This is a genomic window from Bacillus timonensis (assembly GCF_004799755.1).
Classification (GTDB): domain Bacteria; phylum Bacillota; class Bacilli; order Bacillales; family Bacillaceae_L; genus Ferdinandcohnia; species Ferdinandcohnia timonensis_A.
The window spans coordinates 1-23773 of sequence record NZ_SLUB01000017.1; the positions used below are offsets into that span (position 1 = coordinate 1).

The 23773-nt window shown below is 40.6% G+C and carries 21 protein-coding genes and 1 pseudogene; 21 read left to right on the plus strand and 1 reads right to left on the minus strand.

The annotated features are described in order from the left end of the window. A partial coding sequence (locus tag E1I69_RS11075; RefSeq protein ID WP_207308538.1) for an IS91 family transposase occupies positions 1-534 on the plus strand: 534 nt, incomplete at its 5' end. Positions 535-853: 319 nt separating this feature from the next. Here the strand turns inward: E1I69_RS11075 and E1I69_RS11080 are convergent. After that, positions 854-1738 carry a LysR family transcriptional regulator gene (locus E1I69_RS11080; protein ID WP_136379679.1) on the minus strand — a complete coding sequence of 295 codons (885 nt, stop codon included), beginning with the start codon at positions 1736-1738 and terminating at the stop codon, positions 854-856. A gap of 173 nt (positions 1739-1911) precedes the next feature. On the opposite strand from E1I69_RS11080, the gene E1I69_RS11085 reads away from it, so the two are divergent. The 20 genes and pseudogenes from E1I69_RS11085 to E1I69_RS11175 all read left to right on the plus strand — a co-directional run bounded on the left by E1I69_RS11085 (position 1912) and on the right by E1I69_RS11175 (position 23743). Then, positions 1912-2736, plus strand: a complete 825-nt coding sequence (locus E1I69_RS11085) for a sulfite exporter TauE/SafE family protein (protein WP_136379680.1) — start codon at positions 1912-1914, stop codon at positions 2734-2736. Positions 2737-2922: 186 nt separating this feature from the next. Further along, positions 2923-4086 carry a galactokinase gene (locus E1I69_RS11090; RefSeq protein ID WP_136379681.1) on the plus strand — a complete coding sequence of 388 codons (1164 nt, stop codon included), beginning with the start codon at positions 2923-2925 and terminating at the stop codon, positions 4084-4086. A 92-nt stretch (positions 4087-4178) separates the two neighbouring features. Next, positions 4179-5168: a UDP-glucose 4-epimerase GalE gene (gene galE, locus E1I69_RS11095; RefSeq protein WP_136379682.1), complete on the plus strand. Its 990-nt coding sequence runs from the start codon at positions 4179-4181 to the stop codon at positions 5166-5168. A gap of 10 nt (positions 5169-5178) precedes the next feature. After that, positions 5179-6666 (plus strand): UDP-glucose--hexose-1-phosphate uridylyltransferase, encoded by a 1488-nt coding sequence (galT, locus tag E1I69_RS11100; protein ID WP_136379683.1) that lies wholly within the window; start codon positions 5179-5181, stop codon positions 6664-6666. A gap of 12 nt (positions 6667-6678) precedes the next feature. Beyond that, on the plus strand, positions 6679-7710 hold the full coding sequence (locus E1I69_RS11105) for an aldose epimerase family protein (RefSeq protein ID WP_136379684.1): 1032 nt from the start codon (positions 6679-6681) through the stop codon (positions 7708-7710). A 334-nt stretch (positions 7711-8044) separates the two neighbouring features. After that, complete coding sequence (locus E1I69_RS11110; RefSeq protein ID WP_136379685.1) at positions 8045-9031, plus strand: LacI family DNA-binding transcriptional regulator; 987 nt, start codon at positions 8045-8047, stop codon at positions 9029-9031. Positions 9032-9240: 209 nt separating this feature from the next. Then, positions 9241-10233, plus strand: a complete 993-nt coding sequence (locus E1I69_RS11115; protein ID WP_136379686.1) for a LacI family DNA-binding transcriptional regulator — start codon at positions 9241-9243, stop codon at positions 10231-10233. A gap of 161 nt (positions 10234-10394) precedes the next feature. Continuing rightward, positions 10395-11666, plus strand: coding sequence for a sugar ABC transporter substrate-binding protein (locus E1I69_RS11120; RefSeq protein WP_136379730.1), 1272 nt, complete (start codon positions 10395-10397; stop codon positions 11664-11666). 99 nt (positions 11667-11765) lie between these two features. Next, positions 11766-13022, plus strand: a complete 1257-nt coding sequence (locus tag E1I69_RS11125) for a carbohydrate ABC transporter permease (RefSeq protein WP_136379687.1) — start codon at positions 11766-11768, stop codon at positions 13020-13022. 3 nt (positions 13023-13025) lie between these two features. Continuing rightward, the gene (locus tag E1I69_RS11130) at positions 13026-13877 is read left to right on the plus strand and encodes a sugar ABC transporter permease (RefSeq protein ID WP_136379688.1); all 852 of its coding nucleotides are present in this window, start codon (positions 13026-13028) and stop codon (positions 13875-13877) included. Between the two features lie 91 nt (positions 13878-13968). Continuing rightward, complete coding sequence (locus tag E1I69_RS11135; RefSeq protein ID WP_136379689.1) at positions 13969-16041, plus strand: beta-galactosidase; 2073 nt, start codon at positions 13969-13971, stop codon at positions 16039-16041. Positions 16042-16737: 696 nt separating this feature from the next. Then, positions 16738-17898: pseudogene (locus E1I69_RS25455) on the plus strand (arabinogalactan endo-1,4-beta-galactosidase); the annotation flags it as partial. 21 nt (positions 17899-17919) lie between these two features. After that, on the plus strand, positions 17920-18897 hold the full coding sequence (locus E1I69_RS25460) for an Ig-like domain-containing protein (protein WP_431731877.1): 978 nt from the start codon (positions 17920-17922) through the stop codon (positions 18895-18897). Between the two features lie 678 nt (positions 18898-19575). Continuing rightward, positions 19576-19926 carry a hypothetical protein gene (locus E1I69_RS11145; RefSeq protein WP_136379690.1) on the plus strand — a complete coding sequence of 117 codons (351 nt, stop codon included), beginning with the start codon at positions 19576-19578 and terminating at the stop codon, positions 19924-19926. 67 nt (positions 19927-19993) lie between these two features. Continuing rightward, complete coding sequence (locus tag E1I69_RS11150) at positions 19994-20272, plus strand: hypothetical protein (RefSeq protein ID WP_136379691.1); 279 nt, start codon at positions 19994-19996, stop codon at positions 20270-20272. 79 nt (positions 20273-20351) lie between these two features. Further along, complete coding sequence (locus E1I69_RS11155) at positions 20352-21572, plus strand: hypothetical protein (RefSeq protein ID WP_136379692.1); 1221 nt, start codon at positions 20352-20354, stop codon at positions 21570-21572. An 11-nt stretch (positions 21573-21583) separates the two neighbouring features. Beyond that, complete coding sequence (locus tag E1I69_RS11160; RefSeq protein ID WP_136379693.1) at positions 21584-22372, plus strand: hypothetical protein; 789 nt, start codon at positions 21584-21586, stop codon at positions 22370-22372. Between the two features lie 36 nt (positions 22373-22408). Continuing rightward, positions 22409-22786 carry a hypothetical protein gene (locus E1I69_RS11165; protein WP_136379694.1) on the plus strand — a complete coding sequence of 126 codons (378 nt, stop codon included), beginning with the start codon at positions 22409-22411 and terminating at the stop codon, positions 22784-22786. Between the two features lie 41 nt (positions 22787-22827). Next, positions 22828-23286 carry a DUF5085 family protein gene (locus E1I69_RS11170; protein ID WP_136379695.1) on the plus strand — a complete coding sequence of 153 codons (459 nt, stop codon included), beginning with the start codon at positions 22828-22830 and terminating at the stop codon, positions 23284-23286. Beyond that, complete coding sequence (locus E1I69_RS11175; RefSeq protein ID WP_136379696.1) at positions 23279-23743, plus strand: DUF5085 family protein; 465 nt, start codon at positions 23279-23281, stop codon at positions 23741-23743. The genes E1I69_RS11170 and E1I69_RS11175 overlap by 8 nt, the downstream gene beginning before the upstream one ends. Positions 23744-23773: the final 30 nt, after the last annotated feature.

Consider the following 23773-nt stretch of genomic DNA (forward strand, 5'->3'; position numbering starts at 1 on the left):
AATCAATTACACTTTTACAATGAAGCTGAAAAATACAAAGATCCAAAACAGTTTCAGAATTTGATCGACCAGTGTTATTCGGTAAATTGGTATAGTTACACGAAACGAACATTTTCAGGTCCATTAGCGGTGATAGAATACCTCGGTCGCTATACACATCGTATCGCCATAACAAATCAAAGGATTCAGTCGGTCACAAATCATACAGTAACCTTTGGTGTGAAGGATTATAAAAATAATAGCCAGAAAAAGCAGGTAACCTTAAGTTCGGAAGAATTTATTCGCCGGTTTTTAATGCACGTTCTTCCCGTTGGATTTGTGAAAATGAGGTACTACGGATTACTAGCTAATCGAGTCAAGAAAGGTAAGCTATCTCGTTGTAGAAAACTTTCCAAAAGCCCTTTATATAAATCAATATTCGAAGGATTAAATTTCACAGAGATTCTTTCTATTATTCTTGGTAAAGATGTCACACTTTGCCCAGGTTGTAAAAAAGCCCATTTAAAATCAGTTCTACCAGGAGATTCTTCGTGAGTGTATCAAACAGAATATTTTCAAAAAAGCCTCTTAGTTGGGGAGGGGGAAGTTATGCCCAAAAGTAATATAGAGAAGACAAATGGACAATGATCGCTGTAAAAATGAACTAAAAAGAGTTCAAACTCCGAAGGAGGCAAAGATTGAATTCCCATAGGCCGGGGACCGCGACTTCATTCTTCTTGGGCAATCAAAAATTTTGCGTATAAGAACTAGGAATGAATCTAAAAGAAGGCACAACGAGCGTAAATAACCGCTAGTTGTGCCTTCTTTCGCGCAAAACTTCCGATTGTCCCCTTAGAGAACCGTCCCTCTGGTTCTACTGATTCCGGATAAAATCGACAAAATGCTGCAAGCCTATTTTGGGGAAGCGATGTGGTTTTTGCACCATCCATAGTGCACGCGTGAGTGAAAAATCGGTCACATTGATTTGACTTAATGTACCAAGTTCAAGTTCCTTTAAAACGGTAATCTTTGGGAGAATGCTGATTCCCAGGCCTGCTTCAACGGCACTTTTGACAGATTGAATACTCCCGAGTTCCATTTCACTCTCAATGTCGTCAAGGATTCCATATTCACGAAGGTAGTTCTCAACAATCAAACGTGAACCGGATTCTGGCTCCCGCCAAATCATTTTTTCCTCAACCAATTCACTTATTTCTATCGTTTTGCGCTGCTTCCAACGGTGTTCATTCGAAGTCACTAAAATAAGCTCATCTTCGGCAAACTTTTCAATAGTTAAAATCGGATTTTCCACATGACTTTCCACAAGCGCGATATCGATTTCGTTGTTTTCTAGCATAGCAATCATATTTGGGGTATTTCCAATCGTAAGACTGAACGTTATATGCGGATATCCTTTTTTTATCATTCCTAAAATTTGAGGCAATAGATATTCACCGATTGTTAAGCTTGCGCCTATATGTAAATTCACTTCTTCATTGCCTGTCATTTTTTGAACCGCATCAAATGATCTTTTGATATTTTCAATCACTTCTTTCGCATATGGATAAAGGACTTCCCCGGTCTTTGTTAGTTCAAGTCTACCACCGTTTCTCTCAAAAAGTAGGGTCCCATACTCATTTTCAAGCTGGCTTATTTTTTTAGTCACAGCTGGTTGAGAGATATAACTCATTCGGGCAGCAGTTGTGATACTACCTTCTTCAACCACGAGGCAAAAGAGTTTAAGATTCTCAATGTTCATGGTATCACCCCTTTCAATAGTAGCTTTTAATTTCATTATATAAGAACGGGTACGTATTATTCTACATCGTCAGCGATATTACGTTTTGTTATGCCCTATTATACATTGTTATTTTACTAAAATTAGAAAGTTTGATAGGTTAGTAGGGAGTCATACATAGGGGGAACGTAATTATGGATATTGTAACAGGCGTTTTACTTGTGGCCATCGGGATATTTGCCGGCGGCTATGGGGCCATTGTAGGGGCTGGGGGAGGCTTTCTATTTGTACCGGCACTTTTGCTTCTCTTTCATGTCGATCCCATTATTGCCGCAGGAACAGGACTAGTCATTGTATTAATTAACTCATTATCAGGTGTATTTGGATATGCCAAACAAAAACGGATTGATTACCGAACAGGAATCCTATTAGGGATAGGTGCGTTCCCGGGAACATTTATCGGTGTAAAACTTCTGCAATCCTACTCTTCTACCTATTTTTATTTTTTCTTTGCGAGTGTACTCGTCTTTTTAGGATTGTTTTTAGTGATAAAAAATACGAATCTGCTTAAAAAGAGGAATGTAATTAAGGAAGCAAAAACTGAAGCTGCAGCAACTGGGGAGTCAATCAGTAACATCACCTTTAATCCCCAGTCAGCCACAAGATTACAAGCTAAATGGCTGATTCCGCTCGGTTTTTTCATGGGAATTCTCTCAAGCTATCTTGGAATTGGCGGGGGCTGGATGCTTGTCCCGATATTGGTGTACATCTTTCGTGTACCAACCCATATCGCAACCGCAACCTCCATTTTTTCCCTATGCCTGTATTCATTTGTTGGTGTTATTCTTCAGGTCTGGCACGGGAATATCGACTGGATGATTGTTGCATTCGGAGGAGCGGGGATCATCGTGGGCTCACAAATAGGCGTCATCCTCTCACAAAAAATCCCAAGCCGAGTCATCATGCAAATGCTATCCTTTTTGCTGATTGTGATAGGGTTTCGTATGTATTTTCATTGAACCACAGGGACGGTTCTATTGGTCCCTTTGGTTCTTTTTTTGCGTGGGACCACGAGAACCGTCCCTGTGGAACCTAAATTTATACATCGATAAATTTTTAGTAAAAATTTAACTGAAATTTGTTGACGCATTTTACTCAAACCTCTACAATAAAGATAGACACAATAGTATTGGAGGCAAACTACCATGGATCTCAAGCAACTATCAGATAAATTTACTGCAATTTTTAACGTAAGCGATTACAGAAGCTTCTTTGCGCCAGGACGTATTAACCTCATTGGGGAGCATACCGACTACAATGGTGGTCATGTGTTCCCGGCATCCATCACAAAAGGGACCTATGCGCTTGCTAGAAAGCGCGAAGACAACAAAATCAGAATGTACTCAATGAACTTTGAAAACCTTGGGGTAATTGAGTTTGACATCAATAATCTTGACTACAACAAAGCTCATGATTGGGCGAATTATCCGAAAGGCATGCTTCGTTACCTCAAAGAAAAAGGCTATGACATCCCAACTGGTGTGGACGTGCTTTTTTACGGGAATATTCCAAACGGCGCGGGTCTTTCTTCATCAGCATCCATCGAACTCGTATCAGGTGTAATGTATGAAAAACTATTCGATCTTGAAATCGGCCGCGTGGAGCTTGTAAAAATTGGCCAACTTGTGGAAAATAAGTTCATTGGTGTCAACAGTGGCATAATGGACCAATTTGCCATCGGAATGGGTAAAAAGAATGCAGGAATTTTACTAGATTGTGATACATTAAAGTATGAATACGCACCACTGGAACTTGACGAGCATCTCATTTTAATCATGAACACAAACAAGCGTCGTGAGCTTGCGGATTCCAAATACAATGAGCGTCGCAGTGAGTGTGAGCAGGCACTTGCCCAGCTTCAAAAAGCACTTGATGTTCAAGCGCTTGGTAATATTTCGAGCGAACAATTCGAACAGCACAAGCATCTAATTGAAAATGAAACACTAAAAAAGCGTGCGAAACATGCGGTATATGAAAATGAAAGAACATTAGATGCACTAAAAGCGCTCAAAGCGGGTGACTTAACAGAATTCGGCCGCTTACTCAACGCATCACATACATCATTACGTGATGATTATGAAGTAACGGGCAAAGAGCTTGATACTCTCGCAGAAACAGCATGGGCGCAAGATGGTGTGCTTGGTGCGCGCATGACTGGTGCCGGCTTCGGTGGTTGTGCGATTGCCCTTGTCGAAAAAGAAAAAGTGCAACAAATCATCGAAAACATCGAAAAAATCTACGAAGAAACCATCGGCTACCCAGCTTCTTTCTATAAAGTAAGCATCGGCGATGGCGCAAAAGAATTATAAGAGGGACACAGGGACAGGTTCACTGTCCCACTTGACTATCTAATTGGGACGAGGGACCTGTCCCCTTGTCCCAACAAAGGAGCGATTCTAGTATGAGTATTTTAGTTTTAGGTGGAGCAGGTTATATCGGTTCACATGCCGTTTATCAGTTAATTGACGCAAACGAAGAGGTTGTGGTTGTTGATAATCTTCAAACGGGCCACAAGGGGGCGGTTCATCCGAAGGCGAAGTTTTACCAAGGGGATATTCGTGACCGTGCCTTTTTACAATCTGTCTTTGAAAATGAAAACATTGACGCGGTGATTCATTTTGCGGCAAATTCACTTGTTGGTGAATCAATGGTCGACCCATTAAAATACTACGACAACAATGTGTACGGAACACAGATTGTACTTGAAACCATGAAGAACAACAACGTGAAATACATTGTATTCTCATCAACAGCAGCAACTTACGGTGAGCCGAAGCAGGTGCCAATCACGGAGGACATGCCGACGGTTCCAACAAACACTTACGGCGAAACAAAGCTTGCGATGGAAAAAATGATGAAGTGGTCTGAGATGGCGCATGACATTAAGTTTGTGTCTCTTCGCTATTTCAATGTGGCAGGTGCGCGTGCAACTGGTGAAATCGGTGAAGATCATGATCCAGAAACACATCTCATCCCAGTCATTTTACAAGCGGCTCTTGGAACTCGTGAGTTTATCACGATTTTTGGTGAGGACTACGATACTCCAGACGGCACATGCATCCGCGACTACATCCATGTGGAGGACTTAATTAACGCACATATTTTAGCATTGAAATACCTCCAAAATGGTGGGGAGAGCAACTATTTTAACCTTGGAAGCAATAGTGGTTTCTCTGTTAAAGAAATGGTTGAAGCCGCCAAAGAGGTTACTAAACGTGATATTCCTGTAAAGCTAGGTGACCGACGTGCGGGTGACCCAAGCATTCTTATCGCTTCCTCTGGAAAAGCAAAGGAAGTATTGGGCTGGGAGCCAAAACGTACTTCAATCAACGAAATCATTAAGGATGCGTGGAACTGGCATGTAAACCACCCAAATGGGTATGAAAGCTGAGGGGATCAACATGAATATTTACAGAAGCGTACAACAGCTAACAGAGCAAGCGATCAAAGTCGGTCTTATTGAAAAAGAAGATAAAATTTATGTTCGCAACCAGGTGCTTTCTTTGCTGGGTCTCGAGGACTTCGTGCCGACCGAACATGTATCACCTAAAAAAGACATTCCAACTTTGGTCGAGGATGTAGTAGAGTATGCGTGTGGAAATGGAGTCATTGAGGATTATTTTGATGCAAAAGAAATTCTCGCGAGTAAAATTATGAACACGATGATTCCACTTCCGTCCGCGGTGACGCGTCATTTTTATGACCTTCATGAAAAAGACCCGGCAAAAGCGACGAACTATTTTTATGAGTTAAGTAAAAATAGCAATTACATTCAAATGAAGCGAATCGAAAAAAACATTGAATATAAGGTTGCAACGGAGTATGGCGAGTTAGATATCACGATTAATCTTTCAAAGCCGGAAAAGGATCCAAAGCAAATTGCGCTTGAAAAAGAGACGAAAACGACTGGTGAGAAGTATCCAAAGTGCTTACTGTGTGTGGAAAATGAAGGCTATGCGGGTCGCATCGGGCATCCGGCTCGCTCCAACCACCGCATCATTCCAGTTCCGCTTGGAGGGGAAAATTGGTATCTCCAGTACTCACCATATGTGTACTATAACGAGCATTGCATCGTGCTTTGCGAGGATCATCGGGATATGGTAATTAGCAAGGATACGTTCGCAAGATTACTTGGTTTTGTTGAAAAATTTCCGCACTACTTCCTTGGTTCGAATGCGGACATCCCAATTGTTGGGGGCTCCATTTTAACCCATGATCACTACCAAGGTGGAAATTACGAATTCGCGATGGCAAAAGCCGAAGATGCGATGACATTTACGTGGGATCGTTATGAAAAAGTCGAATTTTCAACGGTAAAATGGCCGATGTCAGTTCTTCGTCTAAGAAGCAGTGACATGGAATCATTAGTTGAAGCAGGTGACCATATTTTACAAGCGTGGCGTCAGTATAGCGACCCTGATGTTGACATCATCGCGTTCACCGGGGATACCCCACACAACACGATCACACCAATTGCTCGGAAACGAAATGGGAAGTACGAACTTGACCTTGTGCTTCGCAACAACCGTACAAACGACGAGCATCCACTAGGCATTTTCCATCCGCATGCTGATGTGCACCATATTAAAAAGGAAAACATCGGTCTCATCGAGGTAATGGGATTAGCGGTACTTCCGGCTCGACTCAAAACCGAGCTACAAGAGGTCGAAAACTACCTAATAGGTGAAACAAATTCGGTCAACCCAATTCACCAGGAATGGGCGGACGAACTAAAGGTGTACAACCCAACAAAAGAAAACGTTCACGAGCTTGTGAAGCGTGAAGTCGGTAAAAAATTCATGCGCGTCCTTGAAGATGCTGGTGTGTATAAGCGCGATGAAGCGGGTCAAGCGGCGTTTAAGAGATTTATAGACCATTTTACGAGTTAGGAGATTATGAAAATGGAAGTTAACACACATTTGTACGGAACGTTTGAGAATCAAGAGGTCCAAGCTTTTACATTGAAAAATGACCACGGGCTAAGCGTGACCTGTATTGATTACGGCTGCATTATCACGGAAATTATAGCACCTGACCGAAATGGTAATTTAGAAAATGTCGTACTTGGTTTTGATGATCTTAACGGGTATCTTACTGATACAAGTTATCAAGGTGCCATTGTTGGTCGTACCGCAGGTCGTACTAGAGGCGGAAAATTTGATTTAAACGGAACCACTTATTCCCTTGATCAAAATGAAAATAACAATCATATCCATGGTGGAGTAAAAGGGTTCAGCAAGGTTGTGTGGGATTCACGGATTATTAATGAAGAAAATAGAGTCGGAGCTGAATTTACGTATGTGAGCGAGGACGGTGAAGGGGGCTACCCTGGAACTGTCGAAATGACTGTAACATACACACTCAACAACGATAATGAATTTGTGATTACGGGGAACGGAACACCTGACACGGACACCATTTTAAACATCACAAATCATGCGTATTTTAATCTATCAGGAGACGTGAAAAATGACGTTCTTGATCATGAGCTTACGATAAAAAGTAGTAAGTTTCTTGAACTGGACGAAGATTTCCTTCCAACAGGTAAACTGCTGGATGTCGCTGGAACAGTATTTGATTTTCAAAATGGTCGTAAAATCGCAGACGGCCCCAATTCAAAGGATGAGCAAATTGCACTCGTCGGTCAAGGCTACGACCACCCATTTTTACTAGATGAAAAAGTAGTTCAACTTTACGATGAAGCATCAGGTCGCCAATTAGTAGTAGAAACAAACCAACCGGCAGTCGTCGTTTACACAAGCAACACGCTAAAAGGCTTCAACATGCGTGGTGGCGAAGCCCGACCATACTTAGGCGTTTGCCTAGAAACACAAGGACTACCAGACGCAATCCATCACCCAAACTTCCCATCCGTTGTAATTAATAAAGGTGAAGAATATCGATGGGAAACGAAGTATACGTTTTTAACTTAGGGACCACAGGGACGGTTCTCTTGGTCCCTAAATCCAAAATGAGTTTGTTAGAGGCAAGATAACGTGGGGTAGACGCAAATGTGGCGGGGAGACGCAAAAAAATGTATTTCCGACGCAAATATTCCGTGTGTGACGCAAATCCGTCGGGGAAGATGCAAATAAAGAGTTTACGACGCAAATCCACTGGAATTGACGCAAATGTTGTGTTTTTGACACAAATATCATGCCAACGACGCATATCCGGTGAAACCAACCCTAATCTGTCACGGAATATCCATTATTCCCACCACACAGCAATGTGCAATTCAACAATACCCCAGAAAGAAGGTGAACCATGGCGACGATTAAAGATATCGCAGAAAAAGCAGGTGTCTCGATTGCGACAGTATCAAGGGTGCTCAATTATGATGCCAGCTTGTCCGTCAGCGACGACACGAAGAAGAGAATATTTGAGATTGCAGAGGCGCTGTCCTATAAAAAACGTTCTTCCAAAAAATCTTCTTCTGCACGGATTGGGATTCTCCTTTGGTACACTGAAAAGGAGGAGCTCAATGACCTTTATTATATGTCGATCCGGCTTGGAATCGAGCAGCGCTGTGAACAGCAGGGCATCCAGGTGGTAAATTTTTATAATAGCATTGAGAGCATGAAGCAGGAGGATCTTCAGGGAATTATCGCGGTTGGTAAGTTCAGCACCACTCAAGTCGATGAACTATCAAAAATGGCCGAGCATCTCGTGTTCGTCGATTCAAACCCTAACGAAGATGTCTACGATGCGGTTGTGATTGATTTTGAAAAAGCAACGCGAACGGTGCTGAAGCATTTTATTCAAAGTGGCCATACGAATATCGGTTATTTAGGTGGTCGCGAGGAGTACAAAGACCACTCTGCGGAAATCGAAGAAATCCGTGAAAAAACGTTCAAAACATATCTTAATGAAGCGAATCTATTAGATGAAAGTAACCTTTATATTGGTCAATTTACGGTTGATGATGGCTACAGGTTGATGAAGCAAGCGATCGAAGAAAAAGGCGAAGCGCTTCCTACAGCCTTCTTCGCTGCTAATGATCTGATCGCTATTGGTGCATTACGTGCGCTAAATGAAGAAAAAGTCGACGTGCCAAACCGAGTGAGCCTCATTGGCGTCAATGACATCAGTGTTTCTAAATATGTGTTTCCACCGCTGTCAACGGTCAAGGTCCATACTGAAGTCATGGGTGAAACCGCCGTCGACACGATCCTCGAGCGGATTGCCGGAAGACAAATCGCGAAAAAGATATTCATCACCACAAACCTTATGATTAGGGGTAGTAGTAAATAAGCTGTCGAGAAAGTCTCGGCAGCTTTTTGACGTTCGCTGAAAACATTCCTCACTCTATCGCCGGGACCAAGAGAACCGTCCCTCTGGCTCCCTAGTAAAATATTTTACTAAGCCCCCTTTATCTTCTTAGGAAAATATAGTAAAATGTAAGTAAAATATTTTACCTTGTAAAGCTCAACAAATAATAAATCTATATAGAGGTGTATCCAATGGCGACGATTAAAGATGTAGCATTAAGAGCGGGTTTTTCGATTTCGACGGTTTCTCGTGTATTAAACAACGATGACAGCCTATCTGTACCAGATGAAACGAGAGAAAAGATCTATGAGGCTGCGGACGAGCTTAACTACCGCAAGAAAACAGTACGACCGATTGTAAAAAACATCGCGTTCCTTTACTGGTTATCTGATAAAGAAGAACTGGAAGACGTGTACTTCAAAACGATGAGAATGGAAATTGAGAGACTGGGAAAGGTATTTAATGTTGAATTGATGACCTATAAGGTCTCTGAAGGAATTGATAAAATTCCAGACAATATCGAAGGGTTTATAGCGGTTGGCATGTTTCCGGACCGCGATATTGAGGCGCTGCGCAGAAAAACACAGAATGGAGTATTCATCGACTTATCACCAGATCCAAAACATTATGATTCTGTTCGCCCAGACTTGGTTCAAATCACCAAGGAAGCGATTGATATTTTCATGGAAAGTGGGCATGAGCGAATTGGCTTTATTGGTGGAACCTACCATAATCCAAACACCCATGAGGAGGACATGGATATACGTGAACAAACCTTCCGTGCATATATGCAGGAAAAAGGTTTACTAGTTGAGGACTACGTTTTTACCCATCGTGGCTTTTCAGTAGATAACGGCTACCAGCTTATGACAAATGCAATTAAAGCTCTAAAAGATGACCTGCCAACAGCCTTTTTTATCGCTGCTGATCCAATTGCGGTTGGCTGTCTGCAAGCTTTAAATGAGCATGAGATTTCGATTCCGAATCGCGTCAGTGTGATTAGTGTGAACAATATTAGTGTATCGAAATATGTGTCACCACCACTTACCACCTTTCACATTGATATAAAAGAGTTATGTAAAAATGCAATGCAGCTATTGCTAGAAAGAGTGGTAGAAAAACGAAAACTAAGTAAAACGTTGTATATCGGATCTGAAATCGTCATGAGAAAAAGCACAAAATAAACCAACGAAACATTTTTGTCACTTTTTCGTAAAATATTTTACCGAATTTAGTAAAAAATAGTTTACTAGTTTTTTGTAAAATGATATATTATAAGTGTAAAGCGTTTTCATTAATAAAAAGGGGGAAACGCAAAATGACGAATAGAAAGGAAGTAACATCGATGAAGTATAAAAAATATTTAGGTATTGTTGGTACTCTTGCCTTAAGTTTTTCTCTAGCTGCTTGTGGACCTCAGGATAGTGGCGATCAAAGTAAAGCTCCAAAGGATGATGAAAAGACGAAAGAACTGATCGTTTGGGAAGATATTGAGAAAAGTGCTGGTATTGAAGATGCAATTGCTAAATTCGAACAAGAGCATGGCGTAACGGTAAAAGTAGTTGAAAAGCCTTACGCACAACAAATCGAAAATCTTCGTTTAGATGGACCAGCTGGGACAGGCCCAGACGTTTTAACAATGCCTGGTGACCAAATTGGTACTGCAGTTGTTGAAGGTCTAATTAAAGATTTAGATGTAAGTGAAGACGTTCAATCAATTTATACGGAATCAGCTATGCAATCACAAATCGTGGATGGAAAAGTTTATGGATTACCTAAAGCAGTAGAAACGACAATGCTTTATTACAATAAAGATTTAATATCAGAAGAAGAACTACCACAAACTCTTGAAGAATGGTATGACTACTCAAAAGAAGTAACAGATGGTAAAAAGTTTGGTTTCCTAGCGTTATTTGACCAAATCTACTATGCACAAGGTGTTATGAGTGGATACGGCGGTTACATTTTCGGACAAGACAATGGAAGTTTTGATGCGCAGGATATAGGGTTAGACAACGAAGGTGCGATCCAAGGTGCAGAATTCATTCAGAAGTTTTACTCTGAAGGCTTATTCCCAACAGGAATCATTGGTGAGCAAGGAATTAACGTACTAGAATCCCTATTCACTGAAGGAAAAGCAACAGCAATTATCTCTGGACCATGGAATATCGATCCGTTTACTAAAGCTGGTGTAAACTATGGTGTTGCAAAATTACCTTCTCTAGCAAATGGTGAAAACATGAGTGCATTTGTAAACGTAAAAAGCTACAACGTAAGTTCATACTCTAAAAATCCTGAGCTTGCACAACAATTTGTTGAGTTCATTGCAAATGAAGAAAACTCAAAAACTAGATTTGAAATTACGAAAGAAGTACCAGCTGTAAAAGCGCTTGCTGAAGATCCAGCTGTTACTGAAAGTGAAGCTGCACAAGCGGTTGCTGAGCAATCTCAATTCTCTGAATTAATGCCAAACATTCCTGAGATGAATGAGGTTTGGACGCCTGCTGATGCCGCACTTCAAACAATTGCAACAGGTAAAGCAAAACCTGCTGCAGCGTTGAAGCAAGCTGCTGAAACGATCAAAGGTCAAATTGCAGCAAACCACGGCGGTAAATAAACTCGTTCATTTTCATAAAAATAGCGTAAATGGTGTCAAACAAACGCTTGTTTGACACCATTTATATATAAAGAGCGCTAACATAAAGAGGTGAAACCTATGAAACATCGTAAAGTAGCCACGCTGCTGTCAATCATACCGGGCTTTGGACAATTTTATAACAAACAGTGGATTAAAGGCCTCCTCTTTCTGCTACTAGGTGTATCGTTCTTCGCAGTGTTCAAAGACCTCTTAAATATGGGATTTTGGGGATTGTTTACATTAGGAACTGAAGTACCACGAGATAATTCGATGTTCCTATTGGCAGAAGGAATTATTGCGGTTATTGTTACCGCTTTCGGATTAGGGGTTTATTATCTTAATCTCCGCGATGCTTATAAAAATGGAGAAAAACGTGACATGAATTTGGCTCCGAGCACATTGAAGGAAGATTACCGAAATCTAATTTCGCAGGGGTATCCATATGTTGTAAGTGGTCCTTCCTTATTCATCCTGATTTTTGCCGTGATTTTTCCGATTTTATTTAGTTTCGCTTTAGCTTTTACAAACTATGACCTCTACCATTCACCACCGGCTAACTTAGCTGACTGGGTGGGGTTAGATACATTCGCTAAAATTTTCACCGTCGACATTTGGCGAGCAACATTTTTTGATGTGTTGGCATGGACTGTGATTTGGACACTTGTGGCTTCCACACTTCAAGTTGCACTCGGTATTTTCCTTGCCATTTTAGTCAATCAAAAAGAAATCCGTTTTAAAAAGTTTTTCCGTACGATTTTAGTTCTACCTTGGGCTGTACCAGGGTTTGTTACGATTTTGATTTTTGCGGGATTATTTAATGATTCATTTGGTGCAATTAACAATGATATTTTAGCCTTTTTCGGAATTGATCCGATTCCTTGGTTAACAGATGCAGGTTGGACTAAGGTTGCCCTCATCGTTATGCAAGGATGGTTAGGCTTCCCATATATTTTCATTGTCACAACTGGGGTGCTTCAATCAATTCCAGAGGATTTATATGAAGCAGCAACCATTGATGGTGCATCGATTTTTGCGAAGTTTAAAAATATCACGATGCCCATGATTCTACTGGCAATGGCACCAATTATTATTACGCAATTTACATTTAACTTTAATAACTTTAATATTATTTATCTTTTCAACGGCGGTGGCCCAGCAGTTCCTGGATCAACAGCGGGTGGAACAGATATCCTCGTTTCTTGGATTTACAAATTAACGATGCAGTCCAGCCAGTACTCACTTGCGGCCGCATTAACGATTTTACTATCTGTATTCGTTATTGCAATTGCGCTATGGCAGTTCAGACGGACAAATTCATTCAAGGAGGGGGCTTAATTCATGAAAACTAATATGAAGCAAAAAAAGTTCTCGCGCCTCCTTTTTTCTTATTTAATCTTAGGGTTTATGACGGTCATAATTATCTATCCCCTCCTATGGACAGTTGGGGCAAGTTTTAACCCAGGTAATAGTCTTGTCAGTACATCGATTTTTCCTGAAAATCCAACCTTGGATCATTACAAGGAATTGTTTGCAGGCAAAGATAGTTTGCAATATGGAAAATGGTATTTAAACTCATTAAAAATTAGTGTTTTTACGATGATTGGAACTATCTTAAGTGTTTCATTCACTGCCTACGCTTTTTCACGATTTCGCTTTAAAGGTAGAAAAAATGCTTTAACCCTATTCTTACTTTTACAAATGATACCGCAGTTTTCAGCCTTGATTGCATTATTTGTCCTTGCGCAAATTCTTGGAATGATGAACAACCACTGGCTGTTAATCCTTCTCTACATCGGTGGTCAAATTCCAATGAACACGTATCTGATGAAGGGATATATGGATTCAATTCCAATGGATTTAGATGAAAGTGCAAAAATTGATGGCGCGAGCAATACAAGAATCTTTTGGCAAATCATTATGCCATTATCAAGACCGATGATCGCCGTTGTCGCAATGAATGGTTTTACAGGTCCGCTTGGAGACTTTGTCTTGTCTTCAACCATTTTACGAACACCTGAATCATACACATTGCCGATTGGGTTATACAATCTCGTCAATCAGGTAATGGGTGCAAGCTACACAACCTTTGCGGCTGGAGCTATTTTGATTAGTATTCCAGTTGCCGTCATCTTCCTCATGCTCCAAAAACACTTTGTAAGTGGACTAACTGCAGGTGGAACAAAGGGTTAAGTGGGAAAAGGGGACAGGTTCCTTGTCCCATCGCAAGCTTGAAAAATGGGACAAGATCCCGCACAACTATTGAAGGTAAAGGGAGATAGTTATGTACAATCAACTTAAGAATAAAACATTTGTCACGAAAGCAAAGCACATGCTCCATGGCGGAGATTACAATCCAGACCAGTGGTTGGATTATCCAGACATTTTGGCTGATGATATTAAATTAATGAAGCTTTCTCACAGCAATACATTTTCTGTTGGGATCTTTGCGTGGAGCACGCTTGAGCCTGAAGAGGGTGTTTACAACTTTGAATGGCTTGATCAAATCATCGATAACATTCATGGCATCGGTGGAAAGGTGATTCTGGCTACACCAAGTGGGGCAAGACCTGCTTGGATGTCACAAAAATACCCGGAGGTGCTGCGTACGAACGCAGCCAGGGTCAAGCAATTACATGGTGCAAGACATAATCATTGTTTTTCTTCACCCGTGTATCGTGAAAAAACACAACAAATGAACCGCAAGCTTGCGGAGCGATATGGAAACCATCCAGCTCTCATTATGTGGCATATTTCCAATGAATATGGTGGGGAATGTCATTGTGACCTCTGTCAGGATGCATTCCGCAATTGGTTAAAAGAAAAATACAACCATGATTTGAAGGCGCTGAATGATGCATGGTGGGGACCATTCTGGAGTCATTCGTTTACTGATTGGTCACAAATTGTATCACCATCTCCAATCGGAGAAAACATGGTGCACGGTCATAATTTAGATTGGCGCCGCTTTGTTACCGACCAAACGATAGATTTTTATAAAAATGAAATCGTGCCTATTCGTGAGTTAACTCCAGAAATTCCGATTACGACGAATTTTATGGGAGATACGCATGATTTAATCCCATTCCAAGGGCTTGATTATAGTAAATTTGCAAAGCACCTTGATGTCATTAGCTGGGATGCGTATCCTGCGTGGCATAATGATTGGGAAAGTACTGCTGATTTAGCAATGAAGGTTGCTTTTATTGATGACCTTTATCGTAGTCTAAAGCACCAACCGTTTTTACTGATGGAATCAACACCAAGCGCGGTGAACTGGCATACGGTAAACAGAGCGAAACGCCCAGGCATGCACATGCTTTCAGCAATGCAGATGGTTGCACACGGGTCTGATAGCATCCTGTATTTCCAATGGCGTAAATCTAGAGGTTCCTCTGAAAAATTCCATGGAGCCGTAGTGGACCATGATAATAGCTCGGAAAATCGTGTATTTCAAGACGTGGCAAAGGTTGGTCAAACACTTGAAAAGCTTTCAGGTGTTGTGGGAACGAATCGTGCCGCTGAAGTGGCATTCCTTTATGATTGGGACAACCACTGGGCATTAGGGGATGCGCAAGGCTTTAGCAATGATACAAAGCGTTACCCACAAACGATGCATCAGCATTATCGTGCCTTCTGGGAAAAGGATATTCCGGTAGATGTGATTACGAAGGAACATGATTTTTCTTCCTATAAATTACTTGTGGTCCCAATGCTCTACCTCGCAAGTGAAGAACTAATTGCTCGTCTGAAGGATTACGTGAAAAATGGTGGCACATTAGTGATGACCTATATTAGTGGTCTTGTAAACGAGCATGATTTAACGTATTTAGGTGGATGGCCAAGTGATTTGCAGGAAATTTTTGGAGTGAAGCCGCTTGAAACGGATACATTATATCCGGCTGATCGAAATCGTATCACATTCAAAGGCAAGTCCTATGAACTAAAGGATTATGCGACTGTTCTTGAGGTGAACGACGCGAAAGTGGAAGCTGTGTACGAGGAAGATTTCTATGCGAACACACCAGCGGTTACAAGCCGTGAGTATGAAACTGGAAAAACCTATTACATCGGTGGTCGACTAGAAGATGACTTCCAACGTGATTTTTACGAAGCAATCATGGAGGAACTTTCAATTACGTCTGCTGCAGACGTGAAGCATGGTCGTGGGGTTTCTGTTCAAGTGAGACAAGCTCCAGACCGAGACTACATTTTTGTCATGAACTTCACAGAAGAATCACAACAGGTAAACTTTGAGTCAGAGGTTACAGATGTTATAACAGGTGAAACATTACATGGGGAAGTTATGCTTGAAAAGTATGAAGTGCGCGTTGTAGAAAAAATGAATACCAAGTAGTCACCTTTGGTGGCTACTTATGCATCATTAAACTATCACTAAGAAGAATTAGTGATAGTTTTCTAGAATAATAATGTAAGCGTTTACTGAAGTAAGAGAGGAGAGAGGGAAGTGAACAAATATAGACGACTAGTAGCTGTATTAGCCGCGATTGTTCTACTTTGGAGTATGAATTCGAGTTTTGGAATGACCGCTACATCCAGTGGCATTATTAATGGTGGTTTTGAATCAAATTTTTGGGATGATGGCTCTTGGACTATTGAATCAGCAAATGCAATTGACGTCCAGCATTTCGCGTATTCGGGTGACGCTTGGATGACACCGTCGGAAGGAGACTTTGCATTGAAGTATTGGGTGAAGGACACAGCAACAGAAGCTCAAGACTTTGCCGTTCAACAAACATTCCCGGTATTATCAGCGGGTACATATACCTTAACCGTTCAATCTATGGGTGGTGAAGGTGCCGATGTTGGGAAGGTAACACTTTTTGCGGGGGAGGATATGAGTGAACCTGCGCCAACAACTGGCTACAATAATTGGGGAAAGGTTAGTCTTGATTTTGAATTAACCGAAGAAATTAAGGACTTCGTTGTAGGGGCAAAAGTAGAGGGTGCGCCGAATGCATGGGGGTACTTAGACAATTTTACACTTAGTAAAAAAGGGGCGGATTCTGAGGCCCCAGAGCCGGTACAAGCAGATATTTTTGTGAAGCGAGTAGATGGGGTAAGTGAGGATTTTATAAAAGGTGTTGATGTTTCTAGTATTCTATCTTTAGAAGATAGTGGTGTTACTTTTTACAATGAAGCTGGAGAAGTTCAGGATATTTTTACGACATTACATGATGCGGGTGTGAACTATGTCCGCGTGCGAGTTTGGAATGATCCTTATGATGCAAATGGAAATGGCTATGGAGGCGGCAATAACGATGTCGCAAAAGCGATTGAAATCGGAAAACGTGCTACTGCGAATGGCATGAGGGTTTTAGTCGACTTCCATTATTCTGATTTCTGGGCAGACCCAGCCAAACAGATGGCACCAAAAGCATGGAGGAATCTAAGTTTCGAGGATAAAAAGGCAGCACTTTACACATTTACAAAGGATAGTCTACAAAAAATGGTAGATGCGGGTGTTGATATCGGTATGGTCCAGGTGGGGAATGAGACAAATGGTGGGCTTGCTGGAGAATATGATTGGGTGAAAATGAGTGAGCTATTTAATGAAGGAAGTCGTGCTGTTCGCGATATAGATTCGTCGATTTTAGTTGCGTTGCATTTTACAAATCCAGAAACGTCAGGTAGATATGAGACAATCGCTGAGACACTTGATAAAAATGGTGTTGATTACGATGTGTTTGCAAGCTCCTACTATCCGTTCTGGCATGGTACCTTATCAAACTTAACGAATGTCTTACAAAATGTTGCGGTAAAGTATGGGAAAAAGGTAATGGTAGCTGAAACCTCCTATACGTATACGGCTGAAGACGGGGATGGGCATGGGAATACTGCCCCGAAAAGCTCAGGTCAAACACTAAATTATCCGATTACGGTTCAAGGACAAGCGACTGCTGTTCGTGATGTGATTGAGGCAGTTGCGAAGATTGGAAATGCAGGAATTGGGGTATTTTATTGGGAGCCAGCATGGTTACCGGTAGGTTCACCAGAGAACATCGAACAAAATAAACGACTTTGGGAAAAATATGGCTCAGGCTGGGCAACTCGCTTTGCAGCTGAATATGACCCACATGATGCTGGAGAGTGGTATGGAGGATCAGCTGTAGATAATCAGGCATTATTTGATTTCACAGGTAAACCACTGCCGTCCTTAAATGTATTTAAATATGTAGAAACTGGGGCGGTTGCACCCATTCAAATTGATGAAATGAAGGATATCAATGTAACGGCAATTTTAGGAGAATACATTTCCTTACCTGGAAATGTGGAAGTTACATACAATAACGGTGAAAAAGGGACTGTTGCTGTAACATGGAATGAAGCAGAGTTGCAGCAAGCGATTGAAAATGGTGTCGGGGCATATGTAATCAATGGACAGGTTGAAGGTGGAAAGTCTGTTAAAGCGCATCTTACAATCAAGCCAGAAAATTTTGTGATCAACGCAAGTTTCGAGGACAATGACCGAAGTATGTGGGAGGTCATCTATCCAGAAGGTATCGAACCGCACGCAAGCTTCCAACAAAAGGCATCTGATGCGAAGACGGGAGATTACTCCTTACACTTTTATTCAGGAACGGGTGTCAATTTTAAGGTACAACAAACCATTACAGGTTTAGAACCAGGTTATTATAACCTCTCTATGTTCATTCAGGGTGGCGTTGCAGGAAATCAAGACATGTCTATTTTCGCTACTACTAGTGAAGAGGATTACCTTGAGACCACTTCTGTGAACGGCTGGGTCAATTGGAGTAACCCTGAAATTGAAAAAATTCTTGTTGTGGATGGCACCATCACAATCGGCGCAAACATCAAGGCTGACGCAGGTGCTTGGGGGACGCTGGATGATTTTTATCTCTATCGTGTTGGAGAATATGAGGTTGTGGAACCAGAGAATCCGGATGATGACAAAGATCAACCTGGTCACACGCCTGGTAATAATAATGGGCAAACTCCAGGGAATAATGGAAAGCCACCTGTAAAACAGGGCGATCATGGCGAATCGCCAAATGAGAACAACAAGCAAGCCCAGCCTAACAAGGACAACAAGCCAACTGATGGAAAAGTACTACCTAAAACCGCAACAAACTATTACAATACATTGCTACTAAGCTTAACGCTTCTGACAATAGGTACAGCTGGTGTAATTCTTTATAGAAGCAAATCAGCTAGCAAAAATAGAAAATAGATTACAAAAAAACCTAGTCCCACGACTAGGTTTTTCTCATCTTATTTAATAGGAAAGAAAGAGTATAAAAATCCCTGCATGAGCCGCGAAAATCCGTAAAAACATAGTCCAATCCTCTTATGATTCTTCTCGTGCCATTTTATGCCTGTTTACTCTAGAAACGCCTAAATGACAAAAAATGGACCCTCTTTTACAAATCTATTACTAATTTTCTGTATAACAGATTTTTCATTTCTCATGAGGTGAAAATGCTTACAAAAATAAAAATCCCTCTTTTATTTGTCAAGTTAAATTTATGTTACGAGGATTAATGATAAAAGGACTTTTTTCCTATGAAATGTAATAAAGTGCTTCAAGAGGCTTGAATTCGAGATATTATGTCGAGGTTTATCAACATTCTTCTGTTATACGAATTTGCCAAAGGTACTAGTTAACTAGTACACCTTAGGTAGTAAGCGAGTCCGAAACAGCCGACAATTTGTAGAAAAATGTAGACAAAACAGGTCTTTCGTATGAAATGGTATGTTATCAGAATATTTCGGATAAATTGACCTAAACCTAAATATCGGGTAATTTTTAGTATATATTTGGAAAAAATGTGAACGAAGTATGTAATTTTTGCCCTGTAAATGGGCATTCCACTATATAAAACTTATTTACGATAAGCAGGTGATCTTTATGGGAATTAATGTTTCTGCTGCAATTTCACAAGCCAACCAACTTCGCAACTATGCCTCACAACTTCGTAATCTAAAAAGCTCTCTAAATGGGTTTAAAGGAAATATCAACTCGGCCTGGCAGGCGACAGAGGTCCAGTATATCAATCAAGCAATTGCGGAGATCAATCGTGAGCTTAATCAGATTGCCTCAAAGCTTGATTCAGTCGCACCAGACATCATCTCAGTTGCAAACCAAATCAAACGTGAGGAAGAGGCAGCTGCTCGTGCAGCAGAGGAGGCTAGAAGGAAGGCTGAAGAGGAAGCGCGAAACCGAGCTAAAATGAATGGACCATACCCACGCTTTTATTAGTAGGATGATAGGTTCAAAACTATGTCACTTTCATCCTATCGGAAATAGGGCTAAATGGGAGATATCGATGAGTAAACTAAATAAAGAAAAAATTTTTCCTTCGGTTTTGTTATTTATATCCTTTTGTGTAGCTACTTATTTTACAATTGATAATTTCCTTTTTATTTATAATTATCGAGAGGAAATGAACTTCGGATTATGGGCTTTTTTAGGAGTAACATTATTTTTAATGTGGTTAAGTCTTCTGTTTTTTAAACAACTTATCAAGGTTTTTTCGGCTAAAACGTTTAAAGAACTTTACAAAGTTTATAACCCTTATAACCCATTTAACCCTTTTAAATTCTAATAGTTGTGATGAACGAAAACTAGAAGAAACAAGTGTCAGTTAACCAACCGAGGAACACATGATAAAGGAGAGGTCGACTTTGTCAGTAATTAAAATAAAAACAAATTATGTCTTAGATACGAATCAACATTTAACCAGTGCGTCTACTAGGCTCTGGTCCATCAAAATGGATTTATCTAGTGTCAGGTACTCGATTGATAGTCGCATTACATCGAGACAAAATATTGCAGGAAGACTATCAGAGGCCTATCAAAAAGCTTCAGAAGTACAAAATAAAATAAAACAGGTAGAGACCTTTATCCAGCAAGCAGCACAACGGTATAACAGTACGGAAAATAAAGTGTGCAACCAGGCAAAAGATATCGTTGAAAATAATGGCTGGAAATATGACCTTGCTCGTAACGCGACAATCGGTGCGGGGGCTGCTCTTCTTAATTCCAACAAACTATTACGAGTTGGAAAAGGACTCCAGTTTCATATGTACAAGAAAAATGGAAAGACCTTTATCAAGCTGATGGGAGACAAAATTAAAAATCTTAGAGATTTTGAGAAGTACTACGGTCTTCTTAAGGAAGGTCTAGGTGGAACAGCAAAGTGGACGCGTGATTATGTAACAAACCTTGTGAATAAAGGGATCCCTCTTTATCAAGTTGGAAACCCGGGGAAGTATTATAGTAAAAATGCGAGTAAGCTTATAAATTCCAATTTTGAAGCGTTCGATGATGCTATCAATCGTATTGATGATCCATTCCATAAAATTGCGGGTCGAACATTTGTTGATGAAATGAAGGTTTGGGAAAGCTTTACAGGTTGGAAGGATGCAACGAATGTTACAAAATTCGGTAAGGGTCTAGGGGTTTTAGGTATCGGTATCGATGTCTATAGCAACTTCAATGACAACCTTATGGAAAATGGAAAGTTTAATCCAACAGCTGAAAATATTAAGGAATTTACTGTTGATACGACCGTCGATATCGGCGCTGGTGCAGCTGCAATGGCTGCCGGTGCTGCCGCAGGTTCATTTTTCCTTCCTCCTGCAGGTACCATCGTGGGTGCTGTTGCGGGTACGGTCGCTTATGGAGCCATCAACTGGAAGGTATTTGGAGACAAGAGTATTGTTGATCTCGCGAAAGATGGAGCAAATGCTGTCGTTGATAAAGCGGTTGAATGGGGCGGAGAAGCTGTAGACTTCATTGGAGATACGGCCAAAGATATAGGAAAAGGAGTAGGCGAAGCAGCTGAAAAAGTAGGCGATTTTGTCGGTGGTATCGGCAAAGCATTAGACGAAGTATTTTGGTAGGAGATGAAACCATGATTAAAGCAGCAAAAGAAGAAGATTTAATCAAGATAAAAGAAGTTGCACAAACAAGACTCAGACCTGATAAGATTACAGGATTCTTTTGGTTGACTCTCATTTTTAGTGGAATCATGCTTGGTTTTACTTCATTAGCTATAAAGGAGAGTCCTGTCATCACGAATTCAATCTGGCCGACCATTTATAAAATTGAAATGGTTTTGTTTATCTTAAACGTCGTTGTTGCACTATTTTTTACACCTGAAAAGAATGCGTACCGTTATCAACGGTTGCAAGCTGTTCTTCTAAGTTTTTTTGGCTTTAAACTATCGATTGATTTCTTCCCTTTTTATTTCCTTGCTGCGGAGGATAAAATGGCACCAGGTTACATGAGTACAATCGGGCTTATTATTCTAGTAGGTGGGCTTATATTGACTGTATATGCAACACTACGAGCGTTTAAACGAGTACAACAGGGAGAGTTCCGAAAAGACGGAAACGGACTCTATAATTTTAAGGAATCAAAATCACAGGTAAGCATTCCGATTATCTTTGGAGCAGTCATGATCGGTGGGGCTATCATTCAACTCGCATCAGATGCTCAAACGGCCGTTTCTAGCATGATTGGTGTTTTGTTTGTCTTACTTCTTTGTACAGTACTTCAATACGCTATTGCGTTAGTGTGGCCGGAATTTCTAATTCTAACGATAAGTAAATTTCAGTTCGAATCATTCCGTGTACCATTGAAAAAACGAAAGAACTTAAGTCAAAAGGTACATACAAAAGGTGCGAAGGTGAAGAAGTAGTACCCCCGCGTTTTGATTCGGAAAGGCGGTCTGTTTTTGAAATATATAAGTAAACCCATTCAATTTATATGTTTGTTCTTTGCGGTGATTTTTTATATTGAAGTGCTGGAACAAATCTATCAAGGGCAGATTATAGGCGGCTTTATTCTGTTAGTGATCCTGCTTCTAGTAACTATGTTGATCTTAAAATGGATCAGTAAATACACTGTTTCGTTTTTTGGAATGTTCTTTGTAAATGGGATGTTAACCTTAATTTCATTCATTCTCATACTTTATATCGTGTTTTTTATAACGGGCAGACGTACATTCAGTCAGACCGAAGGCCTTATTATTTTATTTATTGGAATGCTACCCATCATCTTTTGGTGGAACTTTAATATTTTAGAAGTGTTTAGAAAAAAGGAACGAAAATGAGTTCGCATAATCGGGAGAGTTAGAAAGGGAGGGTTCGATTAATGAAAGTGAAAAGAAGTCCTGTCACCTTTCAAAATGTGATTAGTACGAAAGCAAGAACTAAAATAAATGAATGGCATCAAACCGCAAAGGAATTTCGAAATGCCATTCTTCGAAACGACTTGTATAGTATAGGGCCAATTATTTATCGCGTTTCCAATTTTTCGAAGGAGACGCAGGAAGCAGACTATACGTTTTTCATACCGGTTAATGCACCAGTCAAGATGGCTGACAATGACCGCTTTGAATTTACAAGTGTCCTAGAGTTTGAGGATGGTTTAAGTTTCCGACATGCTGACTTAGACGAAGACATCGAGATTGCTTATGACCTACTTCGAGAGGCTGCACATGCCAACGAACTCGAGTTAGAGGAGCCATTTTACAATATTTATCTGGATGTGTACGGTTCAGGAATCATTGATGTGTATGCGCCAATTGTGAAGGTGGCTGAACATGATTAATCCACATGATTCGATCCGTTTTACAAATGTGATTTCAAAAAAGTTTCGGTTTCATTATCACGAAATGAATACGGTCATGAACGACTTTTTTCGGGATGTAGCAAAGTTTGGTGTCACGATGAAAGGACCATTCTTTTATTCTATCAACAATGTACCGATGGATGAAATGGTCAATGCCGAATTGTTTATGCCGATTCGTGAGGATACTGCACCAGCAAAAGAGAATTTTGAATTTCACAGCTATTTTAGCATCGAAGATATGGCTTCGATTTGTTTACATAAGGAATTCGAAAAAAATACACAGGTGGCATACCATATGTTGCTTACTTACATTGAGGAATCAAATTTACGACAAGCAACCCCTATTTTTCATGTGGTTTCAGGGGATGAGAATTTTAGATACATGTTTATTAAAATTGGCTACGCACCAAAGGTTTCAGAAAAAATAACTAATTGATGTTTCTAGCGATAGGCAGGCACCTTACGC

Excerpts from the sequence above, each read along its gene's own strand:
- E1I69_RS11170 (WP_136379695.1), top strand. The coding sequence starts at position 22,828 with ATGAAAGTGAAAAGAAGTCCTGTCACCTTTCAAAATGTGATTAGTACG.
- E1I69_RS11090 (WP_136379681.1), top strand. The coding sequence starts at position 2,923 with ATGGATCTCAAGCAACTATCAGATAAATTTACTGCAATTTTTAACGTA.
- E1I69_RS25460 (WP_431731877.1), top strand. The coding sequence starts at position 17,920 with ATGAAGGATATCAATGTAACGGCAATTTTAGGAGAATACATTTCCTTA.
- galE (WP_136379682.1), top strand. The coding sequence starts at position 4,179 with ATGAGTATTTTAGTTTTAGGTGGAGCAGGTTATATCGGTTCACATGCC.
- E1I69_RS11160 (WP_136379693.1), top strand. The coding sequence starts at position 21,584 with ATGATTAAAGCAGCAAAAGAAGAAGATTTAATCAAGATAAAAGAAGTT.
- E1I69_RS11105 (WP_136379684.1), top strand. The coding sequence starts at position 6,679 with ATGGAAGTTAACACACATTTGTACGGAACGTTTGAGAATCAAGAGGTC.
- E1I69_RS11175 (WP_136379696.1), top strand. The coding sequence starts at position 23,279 with ATGATTAATCCACATGATTCGATCCGTTTTACAAATGTGATTTCAAAA.
- E1I69_RS11120 (WP_136379730.1), top strand. The coding sequence starts at position 10,395 with ATGAAGTATAAAAAATATTTAGGTATTGTTGGTACTCTTGCCTTAAGT.
- galT (WP_136379683.1), top strand. The coding sequence starts at position 5,179 with ATGAATATTTACAGAAGCGTACAACAGCTAACAGAGCAAGCGATCAAA.
- E1I69_RS11085 (WP_136379680.1), top strand. The coding sequence starts at position 1,912 with ATGGATATTGTAACAGGCGTTTTACTTGTGGCCATCGGGATATTTGCC.
- E1I69_RS11110 (WP_136379685.1), top strand. The coding sequence starts at position 8,045 with ATGGCGACGATTAAAGATATCGCAGAAAAAGCAGGTGTCTCGATTGCG.
- E1I69_RS11130 (WP_136379688.1), top strand. The coding sequence starts at position 13,026 with ATGAAAACTAATATGAAGCAAAAAAAGTTCTCGCGCCTCCTTTTTTCT.
- E1I69_RS11115 (WP_136379686.1), top strand. The coding sequence starts at position 9,241 with ATGGCGACGATTAAAGATGTAGCATTAAGAGCGGGTTTTTCGATTTCG.
- E1I69_RS11145 (WP_136379690.1), top strand. The coding sequence starts at position 19,576 with ATGGGAATTAATGTTTCTGCTGCAATTTCACAAGCCAACCAACTTCGC.
- E1I69_RS11125 (WP_136379687.1), top strand. The coding sequence starts at position 11,766 with ATGAAACATCGTAAAGTAGCCACGCTGCTGTCAATCATACCGGGCTTT.
- E1I69_RS11135 (WP_136379689.1), top strand. The coding sequence starts at position 13,969 with ATGTACAATCAACTTAAGAATAAAACATTTGTCACGAAAGCAAAGCAC.
- E1I69_RS11080 (WP_136379679.1), bottom strand. The coding sequence starts at position 1,738 with ATGAACATTGAGAATCTTAAACTCTTTTGCCTCGTGGTTGAAGAAGGT.
- E1I69_RS11150 (WP_136379691.1), top strand. The coding sequence starts at position 19,994 with ATGAGTAAACTAAATAAAGAAAAAATTTTTCCTTCGGTTTTGTTATTT.